This window comes from Enterococcus sp. DIV0574, assembly GCF_051711125.1.
Taxonomy (GTDB): domain Bacteria; phylum Bacillota; class Bacilli; order Lactobacillales; family Enterococcaceae; genus Enterococcus_D; species Enterococcus_D gallinarum.
This window is the reverse complement of record NZ_JBIOMA010000001.1, coordinates 870,298-886,905: the sequence shown is the minus strand read 5'-3', so window position 1 is coordinate 886,905 and position 16,608 is coordinate 870,298. Positions and strand designations below refer to the sequence as shown.

The window sequence follows — 16,608 nt, the reverse complement described above, 5'->3', positions numbered from 1 at the left end:
ATAGCATAAAGTCACTGGTCGATTGTAGGTTTATTTCGACGGCTTTGCCGTTAAATCACCAAAGAATCTTCGATTCTCAACTGACTAAAAAACCGAATCAGTTTGTTTCGGTCGTTCTCCTGCTTACAAGAGAATCAATGGAAACAAACGATTCGGTTTTTTGTCACTCATCAATTTTGAGTGTCATAGCATTGATTGCTACTACGATTGTGCTTAGTGACATCAAAACGGCGCCGACAGCGGGATTTAAAATGATACCAATTGGTGCTAGGATTCCTGCAGCTAAGGGAATCGTCACAATATTGTACCCTGCTCCCCACCAAAGGTTTTGAATCATTTTTCGTCTAGTTTTATGAGCCAGTTCAAGAAAATGCAGAATATCATTAGGGTTACTATTGGTCAAAACAACATCTGCGGAATCAATCGCGACATCTGTTCCAGCGCCGATAGCAATACCGATCGTTGCCCGAGCCAAGCTTGGTGCATCATTGATACCATCACCAACCATCGCTACCCGTTGTTTCTTATTCAGATAATCAGCAACGATTCGTTCTTTATCTTCTGGCAATAATTCAGCAAAATACTCATCGATGCCTAGATAAGTTGCCACTGCCTTAGCAGCTGCTTGATTGTCTCCAGTTAACATCACTGGTGTGATCCCCTGTTTCTTCAATGTTTCGATGAATTTTACCGCCTCTGGTTTGATTTTGTCTCCCAAAGCTACGAGCCCTTCGACTTGATTGCCTTTCACCAAGTAGCTAATGGTGTTCCCTTGTTCTTGATATTTATTCAATTGGTCCGGATCAATGGTTGTCTGATACTTTTCGATCCCTTTTTGATTGACGATCTGCCATTTCTCCCCAGCAATCATCCCTTCGATCCCGATACCAGAATGCGCTTGGATTCCAGTCGCTTCCTTCGGCTGAATATTTTCCTTTTTTGCTTGCGCTAAGATGCCATCAGCAATAGGATGATTGGCCGATTGTTCCAGCCCTGCTAGATAGGCTAGTAGTTCATCTGCTGTATAGTCACCAAAGCTTTCAATTCCTGTGACCGAGAAAGTTCCTTGTGTTAAAGTACCGGTTTTATCAAGTAACAAATAGTCTAGATCATGGGCATTTTCCAGTGCATTACGATTTTTTAACAATAAGCCGTTTTTAGCAGCAATTGATGTCGAACGTGCGACAACCAACGGAATGGCTAATCCAAGTGCATGAGGACAGGCAATGACAAAAACAGTTACCATCCGATCCAGCGCTGTTGGCAAATCCGCTGCGAACACCCAAATTACAAATGCGGTAATTCCGACGACCAATGCAATATAGAACAACCATTTTGCCACTTTATCTGACAAAGCTTCCAATTTTGATTTATCCGCCTGCGCTTGACGAACCATTTCCATTACTTTTGAAAGATAGCTCTCATCACCGGTTCCTGTTACTTCAATAGTAATCGTTCCATTTCCATTTACGGAACCCCCGATTACCTTCGAACCGGACTCTTTCGCTACTCTACGGGACTCACCCGTAACTGCGGATTCATCAATCGTGGTTGCCCCTTCTTTGATGATACCGTCTGTAGGGATTTTGTCACCCGCTCGTACGATCAAACGATCATTTTTCTTCACTGTGTCCAGTGGTATCTTTTCTTCAGAACCATCTGCCTTTTTGCGAGTTACTTCATCAGGCAATAATTCAGCTAATTTTTGCAATGCATTCCCTGCATTGGACACAGCGTTCATCTCGATCCAATGTCCTAAAAGCATGATCACGATCAATGAAGCCAGTTCCCAAAAGAAGTCCATGACATGTGCGCCATGCATGAAATGATTCGCGATAAACGCGTAAATACTATAGACATAAGAGACTGTGATCCCCATAGCAATCAACGTCATCATTGCTGGACTCTTTTGCTGCAGTTCCATCTTCGCTCCGCTCAAGAAAGGCTGACCGCCATAGAAGAACAAAATCGTGGCTAAAATCATCACTAACCAGTCAGACCCTGGAAAAGTGAACTGAAAAGGCAATTCAAGCCCCATCATAGGGGATAAAAGAATAATCGGGATTGCTAAAACCAAGGAAAGCCAAAACTTTTGTTTGAAATTCCCCATATGCATACTATGATCCATTCCACTCATGCCATGATCCATGTGGCTATGATCCATCTTACTATGATCCATCTTACTGTGATCCATCTTACTATGATCCATCTTACTGTGATCCATCTTGCTGTGATCCATCTTACTATGATCCATCTTACTGTGATCCATCTTACTGTGATCCATCTTGCTGTGATCCATCTTACTGTGATCCATCTTACTGTGATCCATCTTACTGTGATCCATCTTACTGTGATCCATCTTACTGTGATCCATCTTACTGTGATCCATCTTACTGTGATCCATCTTACTGTGATCCATCTTACTGTGATCCATCTTACTGTGATCCATCTTACTGTGATCCATCTTACTGTGATCCATCTTACTGTGATCCATTTCCGAATGTCCTCCGTCCATTTCGTTATGGCTCATCTCAAATTCCTCCTTTTTGCTGGAAAGTTTTGCGCCCTGCTGGAACGCGTTGGGGGGTGACAGAAGTTGCCTACCGTCTTTCCGCAAACAATTAAATGAACTTTTTTCATTCCATATCTTTCAAGAACAGCAGCGAGAGACTTATTCAACCGTGGCTGTGTACCCCACCTCCGTTACTTTAGCGATGATGTCATCATCTGTAACAAGTTGTTCGTCATATTTGACTTTGGCATTGGCTTTCTTTAAATTTACCTTTGCTTTTTTGACACCTGGCACTTCAGACATTGCTTTTTCTACCCGAGCAACACAGTGGTCGCAGCTCATTCCTTCAATGTGATAGATTTTTTTCATGATTTATTCTCCTGCATTCATTGTACATTGACATTGTCCCGGTATACAGTTGCAAGCAATAGCGGCTACCGGTTCTTTTTGCGCCAGTGCCTCTTCCAACATTGTTAGATCTTCATTCGTTAGTTCCGATTCACGAATCATTTCTGCCAATGTTTGGCCGATTTTTTTTGCACAGATATGAGAGAATAAACTCTCTGTGGCACTTTGAATCGTAGCATCCTCGGAAACCAAAGGATAATAAACAAATTTTTTTCCTTGGGTTTCTGTCCGCAATACGCCTTTTTTCACTAGACGGCCTAGTAATGTTTTAACGGTTGCTGTTTTCCAGTCTTTGGATTCGCTAAGAAGTGCCGTGACTTCTTGGGCATCGGATTTTCCTAATGTCCAAATCACTCGCATGATCTCCCATTCGGAATCACTGATTTTTATAGGAGCACTTGATGATCGCATATTTTTTCCTCCTTGCTTGTTTACGATTTAAGTTTACATCTGTAATCGAAAATTGTCAAAAAAAACCTCTGCAGTGTTTGAGATCAACTGACAGAGGTCATATATTATCTATGATTAATAAAAAACACGATAACGAGTCACAGAATGGAAAGGTTTTTCTGGACGTAAGAGGATCTCCCCAAACTGAGGATATTTTTCTGTTCCAGGAACGCCTTGGGTCTCAATAGCCATTCCGCCATGGTTTGCAAAAGGTCCAGTTTTCATTGGTGCTCCTTCTTCGCCATCTCGTGTGGTATAGATGACTACAGCCGGTCGATCCGTTGTAACTGTGAGGGAAACTTTTTCATCAGGGCTCGTCACTTTCAAGTCCCAGTCCTGAGTATGATCCAATAAGAATGGATCATCAAGTAATGTTGTGCCCATTTTTCGTGCTACACGAAAGTCAAACTTCGTATCAGCAACAGGTTGTTTTTTTCCTGTTGTTGTGACATCAGGATTCGTTTCAGCCACATATTCTGCATTGATTTGAACCATGTGATCATCGATTGGATTTCTAGTGTCACCAGTCAAATTGAAATAGCCATGATTCGTGGGATTATATAGTGTAGGCTGATCGGTTGTGGCATCGTAAGTAATCGTAAATGAATCATCATTTTCCAATGTATAAGTCACTGTGTATGAAACATTGCCCGGAAATCCACTATCGCCGTCTTTGCGTTCTGTCCGATAAATTACGCCAGCTGCAGTTTCTGTTTCAAATGTTTCAGCTTTCCAAGTATCGGTATCCAATCCCTTAAATCCGCCATGCAATGTATTGCCATTATCATTATCTTCTGTTTGATACTCTTTCCCATCGATAGTAAATCGGGTTCCTGCAATTCTGCCGGCAACTGGCCCAATCGTTGCGCCATAATAACGCGCTTTCTGGTGTCCTGCGATCGTATCATACCCAACAACTAAGTCTCGGCCGCCATCAATCGGCACGATCCAATCCAGTAAGCGTGCTCCTTCCGGGCTTGTTACAAGTTTGACACCGCTATCATTTTCAACTTCATAAACTGTTCCCATTTTTTCTGTTTCTCGTTGCTGTACACTTGGCATTGACCATCCTTCTTTCTTCACTGAAATAACTTCTCATTCAGTATAGACGTTTTAGCCTCAAGACGTCAATAAGCTGAAAGCAGATTACTTTTGTTCTGAGGGAAATGCTCTTAGAATGAAATTGAAGAGAAAGAAGGAGGAACACATGATGGAACTAAAAATGTCACAAGCAGTCATCAACAAACTAGAAGGATATCATAGCAATGAGGGTGCTTTACTGCTGGATCTGGATGACGGTGTCGGACCTTATTCGAAATTAGGGATCTGTTCTCTCGATACAAGTTTTCGTTTCTTGCTGGTCTCAGACAAAGAGGTTCCCGCACCTTACACCATTACTCTCTCATCTGCGGTTGGACCTATTTATATCAAAGACTATACAGCCAATTATTTCGACCAAGAACCAAAGCTTAATTTAAATGAGCGTTTCCAATCGATTGTGTTAGAAACAGAATCTGGCGTTGTCGATCGTAACGTTGAAATAATCGATTTGCGCAAACAATCCTTTTAGGGATAGATACAAAAAAAGAACGACCCACACGTGACTTTCAGCTTCAACTGAACATGTCATGTGAGGATCGTTCTTTTACTGATGGACCGAGATTATTTTTCATGCCTAGCCCGTCGTTTTCTGCGCGAGGTCCGCTGAGGGGTTTTTGATTCTGTTGGTTCCTTTATTGGCTCCTCGGTTGTTTCTAGTGAGTCGCCTGTTCTCTTAGTCAAAACTTCCTGACGAAAGCGCCGATTACCTAGAAATTTCAAGGCGCACATCAATGGTTGGCGATTCTCTCCCACCAAACCAATCAATTCAATAAATAATTCAATCCCAAATGCGGTACTAATGATCAGTAGAATAATTGCCGTATTACTGGCATAGTTCATCAACAGTGCAATAAAAGAAAATACCATTGCTAACGCATAGATTGTCAATACTGCTCCCCGATGAGTAAATCCTAAAGAAAGCAAGCGATGATGAAGATGCATTTTATCAGCAGAAGAAATTTTTTGTTTGTTGAACTTCCGTCGAATCATCGCATAGACAGTATCGGTGATTGGTACGCCCAGAATCAGCATAGGCGTGATCACGGTAATAAACGTCGCATTCTTCAACCCTTGCAATGAGAGAACGGAAATCATAAACCCTAAGAATAAAGCACCCGTATCACCCAGAAAAATCGTTGCTGGATAAAAGTTATAGGGAAAGAATCCCACGATGGCAGCGACTAAAGTAAAGATCACCATTGAAACAGCTACTGAATCAGGCAAAAAGAAGTAACTGATAATCCCAATCGTTATCAAACTGATGATCGATACTCCACTAGCCAGTCCATCTAACCCATCAATCAAATTGACAGCATTTGTGATTGCCAATATCCATAAAATTGTCATTGGCAGGCCTAACCACCCTAAATCGAATACACCGATATAAGGAATCGACACAGTACTGATCTTGATCCCCGCCACAAAATAGATTTCCAAAGCCGCTAGCGTTAACCCACAGACCTTTTGTAATGGAGAGAGCTCAAAGATATCGTCAAGCAAACCAGTCACTACAACGATCGCGGCTCCTAAGAGCATTGGCCAGACATAGTTAAATGGGATCATTTCGCGAAATTCCCAAAGCAAGGCAAAAGAGAAGGACAGGAAAATACTAAGTCCTCCTGCTGTAGGCATTGTTTTGGTGTTGATTCGTCGTTCTCCTGGGCGATCGACTGCACCAATTTTAAAGGATATCAATTTAATGATGGGCGTCAATATCAAAGATATGATCATCGTGATGAAAAGACGTACAATAAATTTAAATGCAAATTCCATCGCTCATTCTCACTTTCATTTATTTCTCCTTATTGGAAAATGTATCTTCAAGTTTTGATGAGATACGTTCCACGGGATCTTTTCGTTCTTTGATCTCTTGTCCCGATAAATATTCTTCCACAACTGCGTTGATGATGCCGCCTAAAATAATGATCGTTGCTGCCAGATTCAGCCAAATCATCAACACAATGAAACTCCCGATGATTTGATAGCCGCTGATCCTAGCAGCAAAAAAGCGGGCATATAAGCCAAACACTTGCGACAGCAGCATCCAGCCCGCAGTAGCAAATACTGCGCCAGGAAGCGTTGACCGAAGTTTTACTTTGGCATTAGGCACCAACCAGTAGATTAGCATCAAGATAAACAGCAACGCAATGATCGTCAAAGGCCATTTGACAGTTTGGAAGGTAGCAATCAAATCATCTTGAATATGGAAGATTGGTTGTAGAAAGTCCAAAATGATCTTCCCTAAACCAATAACCATCGTCACACCTACGATTGCAATCATAAACAAGAGAATAATGACAAAAGAGACCGCACGAACAACAATAAAGTTCGAACGCTGATCGACACCAAACGCTTTGTTCATGGCAATTTGTAATGCATTGATGCTTTGGCTGGCTGACCAAAGAGCTGCAAGTGCCGAAATAGACAACAAGCCGCCGGAACCAGAAGTCAGCAGATTCTCAATGGCCGGTCCGATAAATTCATACACTTGACCAGGAATCAATTCTTGGACATAGGGCAGCACGTTACTAGGAGCGATTGAAAGAAAAGGCAGCAAGTTTCCGATCGCGATCAGCAATGGAAACAAGGATAGTAATAAATAATAGGCTACGACAACTGAGGTCGTTCCCATTTCAGATTCCGTGATCCGCGTTTGTGTCGTTTCTATAAATCGCATAAGCTTTTGATTGCTTTTCGCCTTATCGATCCATTTCATTTGGGGTTCCTCCGACATCCGTCCATTCTTTTCTAGTAGGTTCCTTCTTCTCCTTGAGAAGTCAAGATCCGTGGACCATCTTTTGTGATAGCTAAGCTATGCTCATATTGACAACTCAATCCACCATCAAGTGTGTACGCTGTCCAACCATTTGGATCCATCTTCATTTTCCAAGTTCCTGTGTTGATCATCGGCTCGATCGTGATGACCATCCCTTCTTTCAAGCGCAGGCCTTTCCCTGCTTCGCCATAATGAGGAATCATTGGTGCTTCGTGGATCGTTGGACCAATGCCATGACCGACAAAATCACGGACAACACCATAGCCTTCACCTTCCGCATACGTTTGGATCGCATGACCAATATCACCGATTCGATTCCCAACTTGTGCTTGTTCGATTCCCAAATACATCGCTTTTTTCGTTACTTCCATTAAACGATCGATTTCTGGGGTCGATTCACCTACGACATAACTCCAGCAAGAATCGGAGATTCCGCCTTTTAGATCAATACACATATCTACTTTGATCAGATCACCATTTTTTAATACTTTTTTTCGGGGAAACCCATGACAAATCTCATTGTTGATGCTGCAGCAAGTCGCATATTTATAATCTTCAAAGCCGATCTGTGCAGCGATTCCGCCATGGCTTTCAATATAATTTCTCACAAATACTTCGATATCCCAGCTAGTGATCCCTGGTTTAATAAACGTACGAAGTTGTTTATGAACGTCCGCAAGTAATGCGCCGGACTCAGCCATTTGATCAATCTCTCTGGCAGATTTTAATGTTATCATTTTCTCGTCTCCCTTATTTAAATTCCTCTTATTTTACCATAGAAAGCAAGAATTTTACAAAGTCTGCTGATTCACCTAAGACTTTTTTCAAGAATTGTTATTCTTGACTGGGTTTGCTATAATCAGAGAGGGTTTTTACTGTTGACCGTTAAAGGATCGGAGGACTTATTTATGACTTTAGCTAAAATCGTTTACGCAAGCATGACAGGCAACACCGAAGAAATAGCTGATATCGTTGCAGAAGCACTTGAAAATCTGGCTATTGAGGTAGATATCAATGAATGTACGCAAGTAGATGCCGATGAATTCGAAGAGGCAGATATTTGCATTGTAGCCACTTATACCTATGGTGATGGTGAACTGCCAGACGAGATCGTTGATTTCTATGAAGACTTGCAAGAATTAGACCTGAGTGGAAAAACATTTGGTGTTTGCGGTTCAGGTGACACGTTCTACGATGATTTTTGCAAATCTGTCGATGATTTTGAAGCAGCTTTTGCCAAGACCGGTGCTATCAAAGGAGCAGAAAGCGTCAAAGTTGATTTGGCTGCCGAAGAAGAAGACATTCAAAACTTAGAAGACTTTGCGAAAAAAATCGTTGCATCTCTTTGATGCGCATACATAAAAAAGCATGTATCCCACGCTGGGTACATGCTTTTTTTCTCTTTACGTATGATTTAATTATTGATCGAATGACTTGTATGAAATATCAATCGGTGTTTCTCGATGAATGATATTTTCTGCGGTCTCGGTCATCAATTTTGCAATTTGGTCTTCCGTCGGATGAAGAATTCCCGAAGACATCAATGCGGCTAATCCAGTGGCAACGATCCATACACCCGTATGCAATGATTTCAGTTCGACTTCTGTTAAATCCTGATATTTCGGATCTTTTTTCACAGATTTGACGAATAAATCAAAAGAAAATTTTTGCATGGAATCGCCACCGCCATACTCTTCCAGGTAAAGCGCGCGATACAAGCGTTTTTCTTTATTCGCAAAACCAATGTAATTCAAAGTCAGATCGACGATCACGTCCCCACGTCTCTCAATGGGAAATACTTCTGTTGCTAGATAATCATAAATTTGATTGATCAAGGCACTTTTAAGGTCATCCATGTTTTTGAATTCTAAGTAAATCGGTTGGGTTGAACACTTCATTTTCGCTGCAATATTACGTGCGGTAAAACGTGTGAATCCTTCGGTTGCGACAACTTCATAGGCAGCTTTTAAAATCTGGTCTCTAGTAATTGTTTTCTTTCTTGCCATAATTTTTTAATCTCCTTAATTCTGCTATACATCGCTTTCAGAAAAACCTTTTATTCATTGTATCATGTTTTTTTAAGATTGCAAAACAACTTTTAAGATTGTCCTAGTCCCTATTTGCTTCCAATTCAGCATGAAAAAATCTGTTTTTTTGACTTCGATTTCATTTGTTTTCAAAAAAAGATAGTGCTATCATAGAGAAAGTTATAGTTAGAAAAATTAGGAGGAATTTTAATGGTTTTACCAAATTTTAATCAAAATCTTGAGAAATATGCCCAACTAATCACAGAAGTTGGCGTCAATGTTCAAAAAGGCCATACGATCGTCATCCAAATCGCTGTTGATCAAGCACCTTTGGCTCGCCTTTTGACAAAAAAAGCCTATGCATTAGGGGCAGCAGAAGTCATCGTTCAATGGACAGATGATGTCGTTCAAAAAGAATTTCTTGCCCACGCCGACAGCGATCGCTTGGAAACGATTCCTCAATACAAAATCGATCAAACAGACGATTGGGTAGCAAAAGGTGCGAGCCGTATCAGTGTGGTTTCAGCCAATCCCGATGCATTAGCAGGTGTAGATTCAGACCGCGTAGCGACTTATCAAGCCGCCTCGGGGAAAGCCATGATTAACTTGCGAAAAGCAACCCAAGCCAACAAAGTGAGCTGGACGGTTGTGGCAGCCGCTGGTCAAGATTGGGCACAAAAAGTCTTCCCTGATGCAACACCAGAAGAAGCGCAAGACTTGCTTTGGGATCAAATTTTCAAAACAACGCGCATCTATGAAGAAGACCCTGTGGCAGCTTGGAAGAATCATGATAAAACGTTGCAAGAAAAAGCCAATGAACTCAACGAAGAACAATTCACAGCGTTGCATTATACTGCCCCAGGCACAGACATTATTATCGGCTTGCCAAAGAACCATTTATGGGAAGGTGCCGGCAGCTTCAATGCCCGTGGCGAAAAGTTTATGGCAAACATGCCAACAGAAGAGGTCTTTACCGCTCCTGATAGCCGCCGCATCGATGGCTATATCTCAAGTACGAAACCATTAAGCTATGCGGGAACGATCATCTCTGGGATGAAGTTCACCTTTAAAGATGGGAAAGTGGTTGATTTCTCTGCAGAACAAGGAGAAGAAGTTTTAGCAAAATTATTAGCCATTGATGAAGGCGCAAAACATTTAGGCGAAGTGGCCCTTGTTCCTGATCCTTCACCAATCTCACAATCCGGAATCATTTTCTTCAACACCCTTTTTGATGAAAATGCTTCAAACCACTTAGCTCTTGGTTCGGCTTATGCATTCAGCTTACAAGGCGGAACAGAAATGAGCGAAGAAGAATTGGCCGCTGCTGGTCTCAACCGCAGCCAAACACACGTTGACTTTATGGTAGGATCTGCCCAAATGTCCATCGATGGAATCAAAGAAGATGGCACAACAGTCCCAGTATTCAGAAATGGCGATTGGGCTTAATACACACTAAAAAGGCTGAGAGGATGAATCATTCTCTCAGTTTTCTTCTTCTTAAAAAAACTGACTGTCAGAATAAGCGAATAAAGTAAAGCGGTTTATAAAAAACCTTCTTCTTCCCACGGTTTTTCCGTAGTAATCTGTGGCTTTTTTTGATAGAATTTAGTTTGATAGTCTTTGATAAGAGAGGATGAATACCATGACACCAAACCGCGAAGATTATTTGAAGCTCATCTTGGAATTGGGCGGTGATCAGAAGAAAATCAACAACAAACAAATCGTTTCTGGTCTGGATGTGTCTGCTGCTTCAGTAAGCGAGATGATTTCTAAGCTTTTAAAAGAAGGCTTAGTGGAACACTCTCCTTATCAAGGCGTTCAATTGACCGAAAGCGGACTAGCTTCGGCAAGTGCTCTCATTCGTAAACATCGTTTATGGGAAGTATTTTTAGTGGAGCATTTGAATTATTCTTGGAATGAAGTCCACGATGATGCGGAGGTACTTGAACATGTCACATCAGGGACATTGGCTGATCATTTAGAAGCCTATCTAGGACATCCTAAGTTTTGTCCTCACGGCGGAATGATCCCCGAACAGGGACAACCCGTCCACGAAGGAGAAAAAACGACGATGAGTGCTTACCCTGTCGGGACAAAGATCCGGATTGCTCGCGTATTGGATGAACGGGAATTGTTGGACTATCTGGTAGCCATCGACCTGAATATTCATGAAGAGTTTGAGATCATTGATACGGCTGCCTACGAAGGACCGATCACCATTAAAAATGCGGATAAAGAAATTGCTGTCAGTTATAAAGCAGCTAGTACGATTTTTGTAGATAAATTGTAAGGAGTGAAAACGATGGAAAAAAAGGTGCTTTTTACTATTTTTGGCGGAACCGGTGACCTTGCACAACGCAAACTTTACCCTTCCCTCTTCCGTTTGTATAAAAAAGGCGATCTTAAAGAAGATTTTGCTGTAATCGGTACGGCTCGCCGTCCTTGGTCAGATGAACATTACCGTGAAGTTGTTATGGGAACGATCGAAGATTTGATCGAGTCAAAAGAACAAGCTGAGACTTTCGCTTCACATTTTTATTATCAGTCTCATGATGTAACAGATACCACTCACTATGACTCATTGAAAGAGCTGGCAGATTCTCTAGATCAGAAGTATCAGCTTGAAGGAAACCAACTGTTTTATCTGGCAATGTCTCCAAACTTCTTTGGTACCATCGTCTCACATTTAAAATCACAAGGCATGCTTGAAACCGAAGGCTACCATCGTGTGGTGATTGAAAAACCTTTCGGAAGTGACTATGCCTCTGCGAAACAATTGAACGAAGAAATCAATCAAGTTTTCAGTGAGCAAGAGATCTATCGAATCGATCACTATCTAGGAAAAGAAATGATCCAAAATATTTCTGCAATCCGTTTTGCCAATAATATTTTTGAATCGCAATGGAACAACCGCTATATCGACAATGTTCAAATCAATATCGCTGAAGATCTCGGCGTTGAAGAACGCGGCGGCTATTATGATAAGAGTGGTGCCTTAAAGGATATGGTCCAAAACCACATCTTGCAGATTCTCTCTTTGCTAGCTATGGAACCACCAGTCGCTTTCTCAGAAAAAGAACTCCGTACAGAAAAAATCAAAGCATTGAATGCGATTCGCATTTATTCAGAAGAAGAAGTCAAAACCAATTTTGTCCGCGGACAGTATGCTCACGGGCAATTAGAGGATCAGCAGTTTGCTGGGTATCGTGAAGAAATGAATGTTGCGGAAGATTCTGCCACCGAAACATTTGTCGCAGGCAAGTTTTTGATCGACAACTTCCGCTGGTCAGGAGTCCCTTTTTATGTACGCACAGGGAAACGTTTAACAGAGAAAGGCACCCGTATCAATATCGTTTTCAAGCAAGTCCCAGTGAATGTTTTCAAGAAAGATGTGACTGATTGCGAAAGCAAGAAGAAATTAGCACCTAATGTCTTGACGATTTATATTCAACCGACGGAAGGCTTTTCACTTTCTCTAAATGGCAAAGAAATCGGTCAAGGATTCGACACCCTTCCTGTTAAACTAGATTACCGCAATAGTACTGAAATCGTAGAAAATACGCCAGAAGCCTATGAAAAATTGCTCTTAGATGCTTTGAATGGGGACGGCACCAACTTTACTCATTGGGACGAAGTTGCTCAATCATGGCGCATCGTCGATGTCATCCGACATGCTTGGGATAAAGAAACACCTGATTTTCCGAACTATTCAGCAGGGACCATGGGACCAAAAGCCGCCTATGATCTATTAGCAGCTGATGGCTTTGAATGGATTTGGAAACCAGATGAATGGTATCGTGAACGGAACTTACTAAATAATCAATAAGCAGCAGCCAATTGGATGGGTAAAAAAACAGCCAATTGGCTGTTTTTATTTTTGCTCCATTCGCTATAATAAAACGAAAGACTAAAGGATGTGAATCAATGAAACAAGTATTGACCATTGCTGGCTTAGACAGCTTAGCAGGTGGTGGTGCCACTGCAGATATCAAGACCTTTGAAGAATTCAATACCTTTGGTCACATGGTGCTCACTTGTGTCGCAGCCATCAATGAGGAAATCACCATTTATGATATCCCTCCTGCAACGCTGAAGGACCAATTAGCTTCAGTTACAGCTTTCACCCGTTTAGCAGCCATCAAAATCGGCCTATTACATACACTGGAAACGATCGAATTAGTGAAAAATTTCCTAGTGACCCAAGACTGCCCGATCATCTTAGATCCAGTCTTAGCTTTTAAAGAAGGACAGACAAAAGCCAATCAAGAGTATCAACACGCCCTGCAATCCTTATTTTCCTTAGCCACTATCGTTACTCCCAATTTGGTTGAAGCAGAATATTTCGCAAATCAAGCCATTACTACTCGGGAACAAATGAAGATAGCTGCCAAAAAAATCAAAGCACTTGGGCCTGCTTTTGTGTTGATCAAAGGTGGCGCTCGTCTGAACGGGCAGCAAGCCTGCGACCTGCTCTATGATGGGGATGACTTTTTCTTTTTTGAGACACCAAAATCACCCAAACAGACAACGAACGGCGCCGGTTGTACGTTATCCGCTGCCATCGCTGCGCTTTTGGCTACTGACCGCTCAATGACAGATGCTGTACAGCAAGCCAAAGACTTTGTTTTTGCCGGCATTGAAAATGGGCTACAGCTGACAAAATCTTTAGGAAATGTCGATCAACTTGCTTATTTTAGGGAAGGAGTTACCTCATGTCTACCAAGAAACTAACAACGTTAGCTATGCTGACAGCACTGACTACCGCTCTTTCTTTATTATTTGTCCTGCCAGTTCCTCAGACAAAAGGTGTCGTGACCCTTTGCGAAGCCGGCATCTATACCACGGCTCTTTTATTAGGCGGTCCTTCAGGTGCGATCGTCGGCAGCTTGAGCGGCGGAATGATCGACTTTTTGTCCGGTTATCCAGAATGGGCATTGTTTTCTATTTTGATCCATGGCTGCCAAGGCTACTTTACTGGTCGTTTTCGTCACTATCCCCTGCTGGCACTTTGTTTGGGAAGCGTGACGATGATTTTAGGCTATGCCGCAGCAACGACCATCATGTTTGGCTTTGGAGCAGGCATTGCTTCGATTCTCAGCAATAGCCTTCAAAATGTTTTTGGTATATTGGTAGCATTTCCGCTTGTCAATTATTTAAAACGAACGCAAAAATTTTCTTTGAATGAGAGGTAAGATTCCAATGAATGATTTTCATCAACTTAAAAATGACTTAGTAACCATCACAACTGAAGTAATTGACGCAGCACACTTAACGCAAAATGATTTATTTGTTTTAGGCTGTTCTACTAGCGAAGTCGTTGGCGGGATGATCGGCAAAAACTCCAGCGAAGAAGTAGGCTACGTCATTATTAAGACCATTAAAGAGGTGTTGGATCCGCTTGGCATTCGCTTAGCGGTTCAAGGATGCGAACACTTGAACCGTGCATTAGCTGTAGAGCGTAGCACTGCTCAGTATTATCAATTAGAAGAAGTGGCAGTTGTCCCTGCACTTCATGCGGGAGGTGCTTGTTCTGTAGCGGCATTTCGCTTGTTTGATGATCCCGTTGAAGTGGAGCATATCGTTGCGAAAGCTGGCATCGATATTGGTGATACTGCCATCGGCATGCATGTCAAACACGTACAGATCCCTATTCGGCCAAGTATCAAAACGTTAGGTGCAGCTCATGTGACTGCATTAGGCTCACGCCCCAAATATATCGGCGGACCGCGGGCACAGTACAAAGTATCTGCTATGTGACGAAAGATTCAACAAAACCGAAGGATACCTGCTAAGCTTCTTGGACGATTCGTCCTTCGCGCAAGATTGCGCATCGCTTTTCAGAGATAGCCTTCGGTTTATTTGTCTTATCTGTCGCATTTTTCCCGTTGTTTTTGCTAAATTTGTTGATAAATCAAGGCCCTCAGCGATTGATCGACTTTCTCCGCAGCGAGCCGCCCCTCTCGAATTGCCCAAATCACTAAGCTAGGACCTCTTTTTGCATCACCAGCTACCAAAACCCGTTCATTATTGGTTGTATAATCATCATAGATTTCACGGACATTGAAGGTGTCTAACAAGTGTGTTTCTGGACCTAAGAAGCCCATTGCCAACAAAACTAAATCGGCTTTCATCACTTGCTCTGTACCAGAGATTGGCTGAAAATTCTCATCTACTTTGACTGTTTCGATCCCAATCACCTGTCCCCGTTCCGCTCCTACAAAAGCAGTCGTCGAAATGCTGTGATACGTATGTTCCTGTAGAACCGCAGCAACTTCTTCCTGACCATACCCGATTTTAGCTGTCATTGGGTATTCAGGCCATGGATTTTCAGCTAAACGTTGTGGTGGAAGCTGTGGCGTGATTTCCAACTGACGAACAGAAGCAGCCCCTTGGCGCATCGCAATCCCTAAGCAATCATTTCCGGTATCTCCGCCGCCGATCACGACTACGTGTTTGCCTGCCAAGGATTCATTCGCAGCTTTTCCATGGTTCAATACCTCTTTGGTTGCTGCTGTCAAATAATCAACAGCAAACTGAATCCCTGTCAAAGACCTTCCTGGAATCTTTAAATCCCGCGGAACACTGGCGCCAGTAGAAATAATAACACGATCATAAGCAGCTTCTAATTCTTCAGCAGAAATGTCGCGGCCGACTTCGACATTCGTTAGGAACGTCACGCCTAGTTCTGCCATCAAATCGATTCTGCGCTGAACCACTGTTTTATCTAGTTTCATATTAGGGATGCCATACATCAGCAACCCCCCGCAACGATCACTGCGTTCATAAACCGTCACTTGATGACCTAACTGATTCAAGCGCCAAGCAGCGGATAGACCAGCTGGTCCACTGCCAATGATGGCGATTTTGAAACCCGTTGCTGCTTGCGGTTCTCCCGATGCTCGGACCCAATCATTCTCAAATGCAGTGTCGATAATGAAACGCTCATTGTCATGAATCGTGACCCCGCTCCCATTTAGTGCCTCCGTGCAGCCTTTCTCACAAGGAGCTGGACAAACCCGTCCGGTCATTTCAGGTAATGGATTCGTTTTCGCTAACCGTTCAAAAGCCGCTTGAAACCTGCCTTGATAAACAAGATCATTCCATTCAGGAATCAAATTATCGTTGGGGCATCCAGATACTGTCCGTTGCCCACCATAGAAAGAACCGGTATGACAAAAAGGAATGCCACAATTCATACATCTTGCTGCTTGTTCTTGCCGCTCACTTGCTGGCAATGGTTCTTGCAGTTCTTGCCAATCAGTGATCCGCTCTGCTACCGGACGATACGGATTTTCTTTTCGAGGGTATTTTAAGAAACCAAAAGGATCTGCCAT

The 16,608-nt window shown here is 42.4% G+C and carries 17 protein-coding genes; 8 read left to right on the top strand and 9 right to left on the bottom strand.

All coding sequences use genetic code 11. The annotated features are described in order from the left end of the window. Positions 1-163: 163 nt before the first annotated feature. From IGJ45_RS04325 to IGJ45_RS04310, 4 genes are all read right to left on the bottom strand, one after another. Positions 164-2,314 (bottom strand): heavy metal translocating P-type ATPase, encoded by a 2,151-nt coding sequence (locus IGJ45_RS04325; RefSeq protein ID WP_409531978.1) that lies wholly within the window; start codon positions 2,312-2,314, stop codon positions 164-166. A 357-nt stretch (positions 2,315-2,671) separates the two neighbouring features. Beyond that, positions 2,672-2,881: a copper chaperone CopZ gene (copZ, locus tag IGJ45_RS04320; RefSeq protein ID WP_081131246.1), complete on the bottom strand. Its 210-nt coding sequence runs from the start codon at positions 2,879-2,881 to the stop codon at positions 2,672-2,674. Between the two features lie 3 nt (positions 2,882-2,884). Then, complete coding sequence (locus tag IGJ45_RS04315) at positions 2,885-3,331, bottom strand: CopY/TcrY family copper transport repressor (RefSeq protein WP_349703937.1); 447 nt, start codon at positions 3,329-3,331, stop codon at positions 2,885-2,887. A 114-nt stretch (positions 3,332-3,445) separates the two neighbouring features. Then, on the bottom strand, positions 3,446-4,432 hold the full coding sequence (locus IGJ45_RS04310) for an aldose epimerase family protein (RefSeq protein WP_257602532.1): 987 nt from the start codon (positions 4,430-4,432) through the stop codon (positions 3,446-3,448). Between the two features lie 145 nt (positions 4,433-4,577). Here IGJ45_RS04310 and IGJ45_RS04305 point away from each other — a divergent pair, with 145 nt between their 5' ends. After that, entirely contained in the window at positions 4,578-4,940 is a 363-nt protein-coding gene (locus IGJ45_RS04305) for an iron-sulfur cluster biosynthesis family protein (RefSeq protein WP_103300923.1), read from the top strand. 92 nt (positions 4,941-5,032) lie between these two features. On the opposite strand, the gene IGJ45_RS04300 is transcribed toward IGJ45_RS04305, so the two are convergent. From IGJ45_RS04300 to map, 3 genes are read right to left on the bottom strand one after another with little or no spacing between them, the layout of a single operon-like run. Beyond that, entirely contained in the window at positions 5,033-6,244 is a 1,212-nt protein-coding gene (locus IGJ45_RS04300; RefSeq protein ID WP_349703936.1) for a glycosyltransferase family 4 protein, read from the bottom strand. 19 nt (positions 6,245-6,263) lie between these two features. Next, positions 6,264-7,187 carry a YihY/virulence factor BrkB family protein gene (locus IGJ45_RS04295; RefSeq protein ID WP_003127661.1) on the bottom strand — a complete coding sequence of 308 codons (924 nt, stop codon included), beginning with the start codon at positions 7,185-7,187 and terminating at the stop codon, positions 6,264-6,266. Between the two features lie 32 nt (positions 7,188-7,219). Then, positions 7,220-7,984, bottom strand: coding sequence for a type I methionyl aminopeptidase (gene map / locus IGJ45_RS04290; RefSeq protein ID WP_003127660.1), 765 nt, complete (start codon positions 7,982-7,984; stop codon positions 7,220-7,222). 171 nt (positions 7,985-8,155) lie between these two features. Between map and IGJ45_RS04285 the strand changes: the two genes are divergently transcribed. Beyond that, a complete protein-coding gene (locus IGJ45_RS04285) occupies positions 8,156-8,596 on the top strand; it encodes a flavodoxin (protein ID WP_003127659.1) in 441 nt (146 codons plus the stop codon). A gap of 69 nt (positions 8,597-8,665) precedes the next feature. On the opposite strand, the gene IGJ45_RS04280 is transcribed toward IGJ45_RS04285, so the two are convergent. Then, a complete protein-coding gene (locus IGJ45_RS04280; protein WP_003127658.1) occupies positions 8,666-9,253 on the bottom strand; it encodes a TetR/AcrR family transcriptional regulator in 588 nt (195 codons plus the stop codon). Between the two features lie 231 nt (positions 9,254-9,484). Between IGJ45_RS04280 and IGJ45_RS04275 the strand changes: the two genes are divergently transcribed. The 6 genes from IGJ45_RS04275 to IGJ45_RS04250 all read left to right on the top strand — a co-directional run bounded on the left by IGJ45_RS04275 (position 9,485) and on the right by IGJ45_RS04250 (position 15,031). Then, positions 9,485-10,720, top strand: a complete 1,236-nt coding sequence (locus IGJ45_RS04275) for an aminopeptidase (protein ID WP_003127656.1) — start codon at positions 9,485-9,487, stop codon at positions 10,718-10,720. Positions 10,721-10,916: 196 nt separating this feature from the next. Beyond that, positions 10,917-11,564: a metal-dependent transcriptional regulator gene (locus tag IGJ45_RS04270; RefSeq protein ID WP_005471905.1), complete on the top strand. Its 648-nt coding sequence runs from the start codon at positions 10,917-10,919 to the stop codon at positions 11,562-11,564. 12 nt (positions 11,565-11,576) lie between these two features. Next, positions 11,577-13,100: a glucose-6-phosphate dehydrogenase gene (gene zwf, locus IGJ45_RS04265; RefSeq protein WP_060815194.1), complete on the top strand. Its 1,524-nt coding sequence runs from the start codon at positions 11,577-11,579 to the stop codon at positions 13,098-13,100. Between the two features lie 98 nt (positions 13,101-13,198). Then, the gene (gene thiD, locus IGJ45_RS04260) at positions 13,199-14,005 is read left to right on the top strand and encodes a bifunctional hydroxymethylpyrimidine kinase/phosphomethylpyrimidine kinase (RefSeq protein WP_349703935.1); all 807 of its coding nucleotides are present in this window, start codon (positions 13,199-13,201) and stop codon (positions 14,003-14,005) included. Then, positions 13,987-14,466, top strand: a complete 480-nt coding sequence (locus tag IGJ45_RS04255; RefSeq protein WP_138371649.1) for an ECF transporter S component — start codon at positions 13,987-13,989, stop codon at positions 14,464-14,466. Before thiD ends, IGJ45_RS04255 begins: the two co-directional genes overlap by 19 nt. Positions 14,467-14,473: 7 nt before the next feature. After that, positions 14,474-15,031 (top strand): TIGR01440 family protein, encoded by a 558-nt coding sequence (locus tag IGJ45_RS04250; protein WP_409531963.1) that lies wholly within the window; start codon positions 14,474-14,476, stop codon positions 15,029-15,031. Positions 15,032-15,168: 137 nt separating this feature from the next. Here the strand turns inward: IGJ45_RS04250 and IGJ45_RS04245 are convergent, their stop codons facing one another. Continuing rightward, positions 15,169-16,608, bottom strand: a complete 1,440-nt coding sequence (locus IGJ45_RS04245) for a glutamate synthase subunit beta (RefSeq protein ID WP_438768654.1) — start codon at positions 16,606-16,608, stop codon at positions 15,169-15,171.